Genomic DNA, 12427 nt, shown 5'->3' on the forward strand with positions numbered 1-12427 from the left:
GTGTGCTCGCGGCTCTTCGCGGTGACAAGGAGTTCAGTTTGCCCGACCTCACTCAGGACCGTGCCGCCCACGACGGCGCACCCGAGCGGACCCGCGAGACCGATCAGGAGCAGGCGTACCTGTCGGTTCTGTACGAGCGGCTGGACGAGATGCGCGCCTACGCGCGCAACCGGTTGCGCACCGTGCTGCTGGAGACCGGCGGCACCCCGCAGGCTCGCAGCGAACGGGAGTCCTTCAGCCAGCTGTACTCCGAGGACCTGGCGAAATACGACGCCGCGGAGCACGGCCTGTGTTTCGGCCGCATCGATCTCGACGGCGCGCAGGAGGCGTACCGCTACATCGGCAGGATCGGCATCCTGGACGAGAAGGACGACTACGAGAGCCTGCTGCTGGACTGGCGCGCCCCGCTGGCGCGGCCGTTCTACCTGGCCACCACCGCAGCGCCGGACGGCGTGACCCGGCGCAGGCACATCCGCTCGCGCAACCGCAAGGTCACGGCGATCAACGACGAGTACCTCGATCTCGAGGCCGCCCGCCGGGCCGGCGCCACCGACACCGACGGCGGTGTGGGCAGCGAGAGCGCGCTGCTGTCGGCGCTCAACGCCGCCCGCACCGGCCACATGAACGACATCGTCGAGACCATCCAGCACGAGCAGGACGCGATCATCCGGTCCGAGCACAAGAGCGTGCTCGTCGTGCAGGGCGGGCCGGGCACCGGCAAGACCGCCGTCGCACTGCACCGCGCCGCCTACCTGCTCTACACCTACCGCCAGCAGCTGGCCAAGAGCGGCGTGCTGATCATCGGCCCGAACGCCACCTTCCTGGACTACATCGGGCAGGTGCTGCCGTCGCTCGGCGAGACGGGCGTACTGCTGTCGACCATCGGCGATCTGTACCCGGGCGTGCGGGCGGCCCGTGAGGACTCGCTGCGCGCGGGCGAGATCAAGGGGTCGCTGGCGATACTCGAGGTGCTCAAGCAGGCGGTGCGCGACCGCCAAGAGGTGCCCGCCGAACCGATCCGGCTGAGCTTCGACGGATATCCGGTCACGCTGGACCGCAAGATCGCCACCAAGGCGCGCGGCCGCGCCCGCTCTTCCCGCAGGCCGCACAATCTGGCCCGGCCGATCTTCGCGAGCTCGGTGGTCGACGCGCTGACCGACCAGCTCGCCCGGACGATGGGCGCTGACCTCTCCGGCGGGCCCAGTCTGCTCAGCTCCGCCGACCTCACCGAGATCCGCGACGAGATGCGCGCCGACCCGCAGATCCAGGCCGCGATCGCCGAGCTGTGGCCGATCCTGTCTCCGCAGGAGGTCCTGGCCGACCTGCTCGCCGACCCGAAGCGGCTGGACCGGGTCGCGAGTTCGCTGGACCCGGCCGACCGCGCCGAACTGCTGCGGCCGGACAACGGCCAGTTCAGCGCCGCCGACGCGCCGCTGCTGGACGAACTGGCCGAACTGCTCGGCGTAGACGACACCGAGGAACGCGAACGCGCCCGCCGGCGGTGGCGCGCCCGGATCGCCGAAGCGCAGGACGCGTTGGACATCCTCACCGGCTCCGCGCCCCAGGACCTCGAGGACGACCTCGACCCGGAGATCCTGATGGCCTACGACCTGATCGACGCGAGCCAGCTTGCCGAGCGCCAGGACGTGCGCGCCCGCCAGACCACCGCGGAGCGCGCCGCGGGCGATCGCACGTGGACCTACGGCCACGTCATCGTGGACGAGGCGCAGGAACTGTCGGAGATGGCGTGGCGCATGGTGATGCGGCGCATTCCCAACCGATGGGTCACCGTGGTCGGCGACGTCGCCCAGACCGGCGACCCGGCGGGTACGTCGTCGTGGCAGCGAATGCTCGAACCGTATGTCGCGTCTCGGTGGAAGCTGACCGAACTCACCGTCAACTACCGCACCCCGGCGGAGATCATGGATGTCGCGGCCGATGTCCTCGCGGCCATCGATCCGACGGCGTCCGCACCGCGCTCGGTCCGCGAAACCGGCGTCGTACCGCAGGCATACCGGGTCACGCCCGGTGACGTGCACGCGGAGGTCGCCCGGCTCGTCGCCACCGAGACCGGGCCGGGCACCACGGCGGTCATCGCCCCGCACGCGCTGGTGGCGCGGCTGGCCGACCTCGCCGAGGATTCGGTGCGGGTGCTGACCGTGCACGAGGTGAAGGGTTTGGAGTTCGACGCGGTCTACTTGGTGGAGCCACAAGGCATCCTCGACGAGTCGCCGCGCGGGCTCAACGACCTGTACGTCGCGGTGACCCGCGCCACCCAGCGGCTCGGCGTCGTGCACAGCACGGATCTGCCCGGCGTGCTCGACCGGCTGCGCTGACGCCCTCGGCGCCCGAGAACGACGAAAGGCTCCGTGCCGCATCGCGATTCGCGAGGGCGACGGAGCCTTTCGGCTGTCGAGAGACTCAGCGCACGGTGTGCACGATCAGCACGTCCGAGCGGGATTTGCGCGCCACGTCGGAGGGCACCGAACCGAGCAGCCGTCCGGCCAGGGTGTTCAGCCCCCGGTTGCCGACGACCAGCAAGTCGGCGTCGACTTCCTTCATCAGCGCCAGCAGCGACTCCACCGGCTCGCCGACGATGGCGCGCTCGACGATGTCGGCCGCCCCCGCGGCGATCGCCTTGTCCCGGGCGATACGCAGGATCTCGTTGGTCGGGGCGGAGCCACGCACCTGGTACGCCTCCTCCTTGAGCACGTCGGCGGCGGCGGCCACGTCGCGGTCATCGGTGGGGTAGTACGCGCAGGCCACGACCAGAGTCGCGCCGGACACGCCGGCCAGGGCGCCGGCCTTCTCGACGGCGACATACGACGAGTCCGAGCCATCGGTACCGACGACAATGGTCCGGTAGGCGGTCATTCTCTCCTCCAACTATGCGGTGGGTCGGGTGCTGCGCGCGGGTTCGTCCCGGCTTCCCGGAGCGTCGGCGCGGCGACTGGGCTCGACCATAGCGGCAAATGGTACGGAAATTTCAGAAATCGCAAGACATCACACTCGAGGTGTTCCACCATTCCCGCCGGGTATTCGCCAGGGAATGCCGGAAAGACCAGACCAACCAGCGCAGACCCAATTCCCGAGACCTTCCCCTGTGAGGTGCCACAACCGTATCGAACCATGATGCGACCGTGGGATATTCATCACAGAGCCAGCTCCGTCACACGGAGATCGGCCCGCCCCGCCGCGTGAATCACGCTCCCGGGACGGGCCGATCGAGTTGGTCCACCGCGCGGCTACGGCCACTGCCGATAGTTCGCCCAGAATATGCCGAGAATCGCTCCGATGATGTCCATGTCTTCCTCTTCCTCTTGTAAAAAGGACGCGCAATATTAGCGCGCGGAGCGGACTGCGCGGGCGAGACTAGAGATCGAAAAGCGGCCCGGTGACGGTCAATCCGAGTTCGTCGACGTGCGCGAAGAACGCGAACAGCATCAGTGCGGCGCCCGCGAGAGCGAGGTCCTTGGCGAACTGGGTCGTCTCGGCCTGCTTGATCTGCGGGTCGGTCTCCTGCCAGAACCGGTGCATCACGACAGCGGTCGGCAGCAACGCGATCACGAGCAGCAGCGAGCCGAGATCGGCCCAGATACCCAGCAGCACGCTGAGACCGCCGAGGCCGAAGAGGACGCCCGAGCCGAGCACCGCGGCCTTCGCCATCGGAACGCCTTTGCTTCGCGCGTACCCCGCCATCGCCTCGGTCTGGGTGAAATGCCCGACAGTGGAAGTCAGGAACAACACCGCGAACAGCACTCGTCCGATCAACACCACGACATCCATGTCCAGCTCCTAGTCGACTCTCCGGCAACTAAGCTCGCATCGGCATGACCTTGGCCGTGACCTCGTTGCGCAAACGCAGCGAATTCTTGGCGTACTCCAGAGGGGCCATACCCACTTCCGCGGTGAACTCACGTGAGAAGTGGGCCTGGTCGAAATAACCCAGGTCCGCGGCCAACGCGGCGAGGTCTTCGGTGCGGCCCTTGGCAAGCAGATCGGCGCCGTCCTGCAACCGATAGCGCCGCAGGACCCATTTCGGTCCCGCACCTACGTACCGGCGGAACATGCGCTGCAATGTCCGGACGGGCACATCGAATCTCTCGGTGACCTGATCGACCCTGGTCAGCTCTTGATCACCGGCCATCGCGTCGACGATGCGCAGCACCAATCGGTACGTCGGGTCCTCGACGGCGGGATGGTCGGCAAGGTACTCCTCGACAACGCACCGGCGCCGCTCGACGGTCGGCGCGTCGAGCACCCGCTCGGTCAAGCCCGCGGTATCGGGCAGCACGTCGGCGATGGGCACGGCGCGATCGCGCAACGAGCCGACATCGAGTCCGGTGAACGCGCCGAACCCGCCCGCGCGGAAGCGGATACCGAAGGTTTCCCCTACCCCGCTGAGTTCACGGATGAACTTCGTGGTAGTCACGCCGGTGACAAATCCACCGGTGCGCGTCTCGGACCGTTCGAAGGTGACGTTCACACTCGGATAGGACAGCACCTCCGCCCGGTACGGAGGCCGGCCACGCAGATCCCAGCGCACCGCCCAATACCACTCGACGTAGCGACCCACCGGTGGGCTCGGCGGCAAGCGGACCAGCGAGCGATGCTTCGCCTGCTCGTGCGGATGCAGAATCCCCTTGGTGTCGGTGGGCGCCAGCGGATGGCGGGCAACCGGCGGCTCGGCGGCGGGCGGTTCGGCGCTACGCGGCATGGTGTCGCGTTCTTACAAGACCCGACGACCAGCACCGGCGAGAGTTGTGGTCATGACGAACACAGTGAATCCCATCGCCGACGGCTACCACTCGATCACTTGTTTTCTCGCGGTCGGTGACGGCAACAAAGCCATCGAGTTCTATCGCGCCGTCTTCGGAGCCGAGGTGCTCAGTCGCAACGACCTGCCCGACGGGCAGCCCGCGCACGCCGAACTGAGGATCGGCGACTCGACCCTGCAGATGGGGATGCCGATCCCGGACAACGGCGTGCTCGCCCCGAACGGCGAATGGGTGCACACCTCGATCGTGCACTACTGCCCGGATGTCGACGCGGTGGTGCGGCGGGCCGTCGAACACGGCGCCCGCAGCGTCGAGGAGCCGCAAACCTTCGTGACCGGCGACCGGTTCGGCGTGGTCATCGACCCCTTCGGCCACCGCTGGGCGGTGCTCACCAAGGTCGAGGACGTCTCGCGCGAAGAGGCCGAACGCCGGGTGAACGAATGGATGGCCACGCAGGCCTGACGGCACGGCTGCCTCCGCGGCTGTTCGGCGAACGGCTCGCGGAGGCAGCGCCGCTGCGGCGCGGCTCAACTCAATCCGGCGGCGTCCATGCCGCGCAATTCCTTCTTCAGATCCGCGATCTCGTCGCGTAACCGCCCGGCGAGCTCGAACTGCAACTCCCGGGCCGCGTTCATCATCTGTGCGGTGAGTTCCTTCACGAGATCGGCCAGTTCGGCGCGCGGCATCGACTTGACGTCGCGGCCTTCGTACACCCCCGCGCTCACCGCGCGGCCCGGCTCGCCTTGCGCACGCCTGCCACGGCTGGCATTGCGTCCGGAGCCGCCGACCTCCACCTCGTCGGCCTCCCGATACACCTGGTCGAGGATGTCGGCGATCTTCTTGCGCAGAGGCTTGGGATCGATGCCCATTTCCTCGTTGTAGGCGACCTGCTTCGCGCGACGGCGCTCGGTCTCGTCGATGGCGTACTGCATCGAATCGGTGATCTTGTCCGCGTACATGTGCACTTCACCGGAGACGTTGCGCGCCGCGCGGCCGATCGTCTGGATCAGTGCGGTGGTGCTGCGCAGGAATCCCTCCTTGTCCGCGTCGAGGATCGCCACCAGCGACACCTCGGGCAGGTCGAGACCCTCGCGCAGCAGGTTGATGCCCACCAGTACGTCGTATTCGCCGAGCCGCAGCTGCCGCAACAACTCGACGCGGCGCAGCGTGTCGATCTCGGAGTGCAGGTAGCGCACCCTGACCCCCAGCCCGAGCAAGTAGTCGGTGAGGTCCTCGGCCATCTTCTTCGTGAGCGTGGTGACCAGAACGCGCTCGTCGCGCTCGGTGCGCTGCCTGATCTCGTGGATCAGATCGTCGATCTGCCCCTTCGTCGGCTTCACCACGACCTTGGGATCGACCAAGCCGGTCGGCCGGATGACCTGCTCGACCACTTCACCGCCGGTCTGCCCCAGCTCGTACGGACCCGGAGTGGCCGACAGGTAGACCGTCTGCCCGATGCGATCGGCGAACTCCTCCCAGGTCAGCGGCCGGTTGTCCACCGCGGACGGCAACCGGAAGCCGTATTCCACCAGGTTGCGCTTGCGGGACATGTCGCCCTCGTACATACCGCCGATCTGGGGAACGGTGTTGTGCGACTCGTCGATGACGAGCAGGAAGTCCTCCGGGAAGTAGTCCAGCAGCGTCGCAGGCGCCGAACCGGCCGGACGGCCGTCGATGTGGCGCGAGTAGTTCTCGATGCCGGAGCAGAACCCGACCTGGCGGATCATCTCCAAGTCGTACTGGGTGCGCATGCGCAGCCGCTGCGCCTCGAGCAATTTCCCCTGGCGTTCCAGCTCGGCGAGCCGCTGCTCCAGCTCGGCCTCGATATCGCGCACCGCGCGCTCCATCCGCTCCGGCCCCGCCACGTAGTGGGTGGCGGGGAAGATCCGCAGCATGTCCACCTGGCGGACCACGTCGCCGGTGAGCGGGTGCAGGTAGTACAGCGCCTCGATCTCGTCGCCGAAGAACTCGATACGGACGGCGAGTTCCTCATAGGACGGAATGATCTCCACGGTGTCGCCGCGCACCCGGAACGAGCCGCGGGTGAACGCCATGTCGTTGCGGGTGTACTGCACGTCCACCAGCAGCCGCAGCAGCGCGTCCCGATCGAGCTCGGTGCCGACCTGCAACTGCACCGACCGGTCGAGATACGACTGCGGCGTGCCGAGACCGTAGATGCACGACACGGAGGCGACCACCACCACGTCGCGCCGGGACAGCAGGCTGGAGGTCGCCGAATGGCGCAGCCGCTCGACATCGTCGTTGATCGAGCTGTCCTTCTCGATGTAGGTGTCGGTCTGCGCGATGTACGCCTCGGGTTGGTAGTAGTCGTAGTAGGAGACGAAGTACTCCACGGCGTTGTTCGGCAGCATCTCGCGCAGCTCGTTGGCCAGCTGGGCGGCGAGCGTCTTGTTCGGCGCCATCACCAGCGTCGGCCGCTGCAACCGCTCGATCAGCCAGGCCGTGGTGGCCGACTTTCCCGTACCGGTGGCGCCGAGCAGTACCACGTCGCGCTCTCCCGCTCTGATCCTGCGCTCGAGCTCGGCGATCGCGGCGGGCTGGTCGCCCGCGGGCTGGTGATCACTGACCACCTCGAACCGGCCGCCGACACGCTGGATCTCGCCGACCGGGCGGAACTCCGAGTGCGCCAGCGGTTGCTCGGCGGCCCTGTCCTCGTAGCCCTCCGCCGGGATCTCGGTTGCGAATGCCATGCCCACCAGCGTAGGCCCACTCACCGACAGATTCCCGGGGCGGCGGGCGGCCACGAATCGACGAACTGCTCGCCGGACCGGTCGGCGCGGCAACAAACGCATCGGGCCTCCGAGCCGGCCACGGCGACGCCGAAGCGGCAGGCCGCGCACGAGCACCGCGTCGAGGACCGGCTGGCCGGCCACGGCGTCACGCTCACCTGATGTAGCTCGCGGATTACTGCGTCCGACTCGACGGGCCGGGGGCGACGGTAGATTCTTGAGGCATGACGCAGGCACCTATCGTGGACGTGCACCGGCCCAAAGTCGAGTACTTCAACATCGCGGACCTGACGAACACGGATCCGAAGGGATTCGTACGCCCGGTCGAGAAGTACCGCGTCGAGCCGTGGGGCCTGTACATGGCGCGTACCTCGGACCATTCGCAGTTCCATTACATCGAGTCCTGGCTGCTGCCGAAGCTGCACCTGCGCGCGACCATCTTCCACTATCTCCCCGCCCACCGGCGCGACCAGGACTACTACCTCGACGTCGGTGACTTCAGGGTGGTCGCCCCGAAGAAGTGGATGGCCGTCGACCACTACCTCGACATCATCGTGCGCTCGTCCCGCGACACCCAGTTGCTGGACGTCGACGAACTGCTGGCCGCACACACCGCGGGACTGATCTCCCTCGCCGACGCCGAGGCGGCCGTGCAACACGCGACCGCCGCCATCGACGGCATCGCCGCCAACGGCCACACCTTCGAAGGCTGGTTGGAGACGATGGACATCACCCTCACCTGGCTGTAGCGCCAGTCGCCCGGATGCCGTAGCCCACACACGCGGAGGCGGTCCAGTCATGGGCGATCGCGTTCCAGCACCGTCCGGGTCCTCGAAGTACCGTGCGAACTGATTCTCCACGCGCGGAACCGGCCCCGGGCAACACCCCGAACGAGCGGGCCGAGAGCTGTCTCGGTACAGCGCGAGCGGATCGCGGTCGAGCCGCACGGACTCCGACGAAGGCCGAGAACGGCCGGGGGTGAACTCGACCGTCGCCGGAGTGCTAGCCCGCCGACGTCTCCCGCCAGGCCAGAGCCCGGGGATAGGCGGCGTCGAACCACGGTTCCTTGACGTCGAGGTAGGCCGCGGTCGCCTCCGCACCGGTCAGCCCCGCCGCCTTGGCCTCGCCCTCGCGCTTCAGGGCGAGATACTCCGCGCGCGCACCGGCGTCGGCGCGCAGCCAGTCCCGCAGCAGCAGCGCGTACTGCTGACCGGGCAAGCCTTCGACCCGCACGTGCACGTTGGCCAACCGGCCGGGATCGGCATTCTGATGAAAACGCTTGGTCCACAGGCCGGTATCGATGCCGGCCGGGTCCCCCGGTGTCGGCTTGGGGTTGTCCTGGGTGACCTCCGGCCGAACCGGGAAGCCGGCGGCGCCGAGCGCGTCACGCAGGCCGTCGGCGGCGGCCAGGTCGGTGACCGTGATCTGCAGATCGATCACGTCCTTGGCGGGCAGTCCCGGCACCGAGGTGGAGCCGATGTGGTCGATGCGGGAGGCCGCGCTGCCGCAGGCGACCCACAATCGCGCGATCAGCCGCTGCGCCTGGGCCGGCCACTCCGGATCGGCGGGCACGAGCCGGATGTCGCCGCGGCGCGCGGACACACCGGCACGCAGGTTGCGCTCGAACGGCACCAAACGCTCGGCCCACAGGCGGCGAAGCTCGACCTCGACCGCCCCGGGTGCGCCACTGTTATCCAGCAACACATCGGCAACGGCTCGGCGCTGTTCGTCGGTGGCCTGCGCCGAAATGCGCGCGCGGGCATCGGCTTCGCTGACGCCGCGGAATTCCACCAAACGGCGGATACGTGTTTCGGCATCCACGTCGACGATCAGCACGAGATGCATCAACGGCGCGAGTCCGTTTTCCACAAGCAGCGGAATATCCTGCACGACAATGGCATCCGGAGCCGCGGCCGCGATCAATTCTGCGGTGCGCTTTCCGACGAGCGGGTGGGTGATCGCATTCAATTTCGCGCGCGCCGCGTCGTCCCCGAAGGCCCGCGCCGCCAGGGCCGGCCGGTCGAGGCTGCCGTCCGCGGCGAGGATGCCTGCGCCGAACGCTTCCACCAGGGCGGCCAATCCCTCGGTGCCCGGCTCGACGACCTCCCTGGCGATGAGATCGGAATCGATGACCACGGCGCCGAGGTCGGCGAGCACCCGGGCGACCGTCGACTTCCCCGCTCCCATGCCTCCGGTGAGGCCGATTCGTAACATTCGACCAGTCTCCCATCCGGACGCGGCGCGAGCGTTCGCCGCCCCGATCACGGTCGGCGACACTCGGCCGATCGGCGGTCGACCGCGCTCGACATGCGATCTCCCGCCGAATCACGAGCAATCCGCTCGATTACCCGAAGCACGCGCGCGTGCCACCACCTGCGGCACCATTTGCCCGATCCGTGACTGCGCCGAGACCGATTCGCAACAATTCCGGATGTTTACGGCTCGGCGGTGACACCTTTCCGACACGCCGAGGCAATTACTCGGGCAAAATACGCTGCCGAGCAGTTTCGTTCCGCTAATCTTCGCCGTGGCGATCCAGGCCGACACCAGCGATGCAAAGGAATACCATTGGGCACCAGAATCAACCAGACGGGTCGCCACCGTTTGGGCATGGCGGGGCGAGTGCACTGCATTCAGATTCCCGCTGTCGCGGCGGCGCTCGCCGAGCACCGTCGCTCTTGGTTCACCGCGTTCATCAGTCCCGCGCGGCACAGTTTCGCTGCCATGCGGAACCGTCCGGCCGCACCCGCGGTCCGGTGGGTACCTGCTACCGCAAGCTGAACCCGAGTTCGAAGTGGCCCAGCCTCTCGCCAAGGCTGGGCCACTCTTTTGTGCGCCGAACGCGGCGCGGTGCGCGGCGGCGCAATCCGTGCGACTCACGGTCCGACCCTCGGCCGACCTGGTGTTCGCAGGAGTGAATGTAAGTACAGATGCAAGAACATTCACCCGGGACAGTCGGAATCCGCGGCCGGTATACCGCGTCTGGACCGAATTCATCGGCGGCATCTCATAAAACAGCATGTGCACTCGCCTTACGGAACTCGCGAAGGGTCCGGTGTTCAGGCCGCCCAGCGGATATTTCTCAGGATTCTCCTGCATTTTTCGGCTTCCTGCGGCGCAAGCCAAGTGAAAGAGCCATCGGCCTATCGGGCGCATTGATCCCGGAGGAATGTCGAGGAAGGCAGCCGGAAGCTCATCGTCCGACCCGAGCCGAAACGAGTGACGGCGAAGCCGACGGTGCGACGGGACGCCGAGATTCCGAATTCATAGGCGGCCGAGACATTACAAGTTTTCGAATTCGATGTTCTGCCAGCAATCTTTCGTCTTCGAGACCTTCGTCGCGGAACCCGGTGCCACGCTCTCCCGCGCGGTGCCCGCCACTCGCTGAGCCGACCCGCCTACAGGCCGAGAGACCGGACCAGGTCACGCATCTCGGCGCGGAAGAGTTTCGCCGGGTCTCGGGATTGCGGGCGCAGGTGGCCGTACACCTCGAGCGCGATCAATCCGTGCATCCTGCCCCACATGCGCAGAGCCAGAGCCAGCGCGTCCGGAGGCAGCTCCGGGAAGTCGGAACGGACGTGCTCCGCCAAGGCCGCGTCGAAATCCGACCACGCGCAGTCCCCGGCAGTCTGCGTGGCCGCGGCCCGTGGCCATGCGGCACTCGCCAGACCGACCAGCCCGGTGCAGGCACGCAATTCGGCCGCTGCGGCGGGACCACCCGGCGGCGGCCTGTAACCGGGCACCGGGTCACCATAGATGAGCCGGAATTCGGCGGGCCGCTCAACGGCCCAAGCGCGCACGCCCTCGGCCCAGGCCATGATGCGCCCGGCCGGATCTTCGACCGGTACGGCGTCGCGTGCGGCTTCGAGGCGGTCGACCAAGGCGGTGTAGACGTCGGAGATGAGCGTGGAGATCAGGTCGTCGCGGGTGGCGTAGTAGCCGTATATCGCACCCGCCGTCATCCCCATCTCGCGGGCGATGGCACGCAACGAGATCGCGTCCGGACCTCCCTCCATGAGCAGCCGCATCGCGATCGCGGTGATCTCCTCCAGCGTCTGCGCGCGCAGGCGCTCCCGGCGACTTCTGACGACCTCGGCCACGGTTGACACTCTACAGCGTTTGGCTACTATCAGCTGTGCCGCTACTGAACGGCGTGTAGTAAATGAACGTTGTTAAGGAGTAATGGTGGATATCGGAGTTTTCGGGGCTACCGGCGTCATCGGTTCGCGGGTCGTCGCCGAAGCCCTACAGCGCGGGCACCGGGTCACCGCCTTCACCCGCAACGCGGCCCGGTTCCCCGCTCGGCACGGGGACGAGACGTGGGCGGTGGCCGACTGGCTGAACGCCGAGAGCGTGGCGGCGGCGATCGCAGGCCTCGACGTGGTCGTGAGCGCGGTGAACGCGGGGCACGGCATCGCCGACACCATCGCCAACGCGCACGATTTCGTGGTTGGCGCGCGAGCGATGGTCGCCGCGCTGGATCGGCAGCCGCGCGTCCGGCTGATCGCGGTGGGCGGAGCGGGCAGCCTGGAGGTGGCGCCCGGCGTACAACTGCTCGACATCGGGGACGAGTTCATTCGCAATCTCACCGAAGTGCTCGACGTCCCGGCGGAGTATGTCGAGGTGGTGCGTGCGCTGCGCGACGCGTTGAACATCTACCGGCTGTCCAACCGCAATTGGACCTATTTGAGCCCCTCCTCGGGGCGGATCAATCCCGGCGAGCGCACCGGCCGCTTCCGGATCGGCGGCGATCAGCTGCTCGTCGGCGGCGCGGATCTCTCCGCCGAAGACGTAGCGGTCGCGCTCCTCGACGAAGCCGAGCAACCCCGCTTCATCCAACGCCGGTTCACCGTCGGCTACTGAGCGCGTACGAATCCACGGACCCCGTTTGTGTCGGAC

At 67.6% G+C, this 12427-nt stretch carries 10 protein-coding genes; 4 read left to right on the plus strand and 6 right to left on the minus strand.

The features are described from left to right. Positions 1–38 precede the first annotated feature (38 nt). The gene (locus M8859_RS24315; RefSeq protein ID WP_321209888.1) at positions 39–2336 is read left to right on the plus strand and encodes a HelD family protein; all 2298 of its coding nucleotides are present in this window, start codon (positions 39–41) and stop codon (positions 2334–2336) included. A gap of 85 nt (positions 2337–2421) precedes the next feature. On the opposite strand, the gene M8859_RS24320 is transcribed toward M8859_RS24315, so the two are convergent. The 3 genes from M8859_RS24320 to M8859_RS24330 form a co-directional block, all read right to left on the minus strand. Beyond that, entirely contained in the window at positions 2422–2874 is a 453-nt protein-coding gene (locus M8859_RS24320; protein WP_043723394.1) for a universal stress protein, read from the minus strand. Between the two features lie 498 nt (positions 2875–3372). Beyond that, positions 3373–3786 carry a DoxX family protein gene (locus tag M8859_RS24325; RefSeq protein ID WP_195071664.1) on the minus strand — a complete coding sequence of 138 codons (414 nt, stop codon included), beginning with the start codon at positions 3784–3786 and terminating at the stop codon, positions 3373–3375. 28 nt (positions 3787–3814) lie between these two features. Next, the gene (locus M8859_RS24330) at positions 3815–4717 is read right to left on the minus strand and encodes an AraC family transcriptional regulator (protein ID WP_195071665.1); all 903 of its coding nucleotides are present in this window, start codon (positions 4715–4717) and stop codon (positions 3815–3817) included. A 52-nt stretch (positions 4718–4769) separates the two neighbouring features. On the opposite strand from M8859_RS24330, the gene M8859_RS24335 reads away from it, so the two are divergent. Then, positions 4770–5240, plus strand: coding sequence for a VOC family protein (locus tag M8859_RS24335; protein WP_159923869.1), 471 nt, complete (start codon positions 4770–4772; stop codon positions 5238–5240). Positions 5241–5305: 65 nt separating this feature from the next. On the opposite strand, the gene uvrB is transcribed toward M8859_RS24335, so the two are convergent. Next, positions 5306–7489, minus strand: a complete 2184-nt coding sequence (uvrB, locus tag M8859_RS24340) for an excinuclease ABC subunit UvrB (RefSeq protein ID WP_159923866.1) — start codon at positions 7487–7489, stop codon at positions 5306–5308. Between the two features lie 263 nt (positions 7490–7752). Here uvrB and M8859_RS24345 point away from each other — a divergent pair, with 263 nt between their 5' ends. Continuing rightward, positions 7753–8277 carry a ribonuclease FAU-1 family protein gene (locus tag M8859_RS24345; RefSeq protein WP_159923864.1) on the plus strand — a complete coding sequence of 175 codons (525 nt, stop codon included), beginning with the start codon at positions 7753–7755 and terminating at the stop codon, positions 8275–8277. 253 nt (positions 8278–8530) lie between these two features. On the opposite strand, the gene coaE is transcribed toward M8859_RS24345, so the two are convergent. Next, complete coding sequence (coaE, locus tag M8859_RS24350; RefSeq protein WP_249644872.1) at positions 8531–9742, minus strand: dephospho-CoA kinase; 1212 nt, start codon at positions 9740–9742, stop codon at positions 8531–8533. Between the two features lie 1184 nt (positions 9743–10926). Beyond that, a complete protein-coding gene (locus tag M8859_RS24355) occupies positions 10927–11628 on the minus strand; it encodes a TetR/AcrR family transcriptional regulator (protein WP_249644873.1) in 702 nt (233 codons plus the stop codon). A gap of 82 nt (positions 11629–11710) precedes the next feature. Between M8859_RS24355 and M8859_RS24360 the strand changes: the two genes are divergently transcribed. Continuing rightward, complete coding sequence (locus M8859_RS24360; protein WP_249644874.1) at positions 11711–12391, plus strand: NAD(P)-dependent oxidoreductase; 681 nt, start codon at positions 11711–11713, stop codon at positions 12389–12391. Positions 12392–12427 lie beyond the last annotated feature (36 nt).

The organism is Nocardia sputi, from assembly GCF_023501985.1.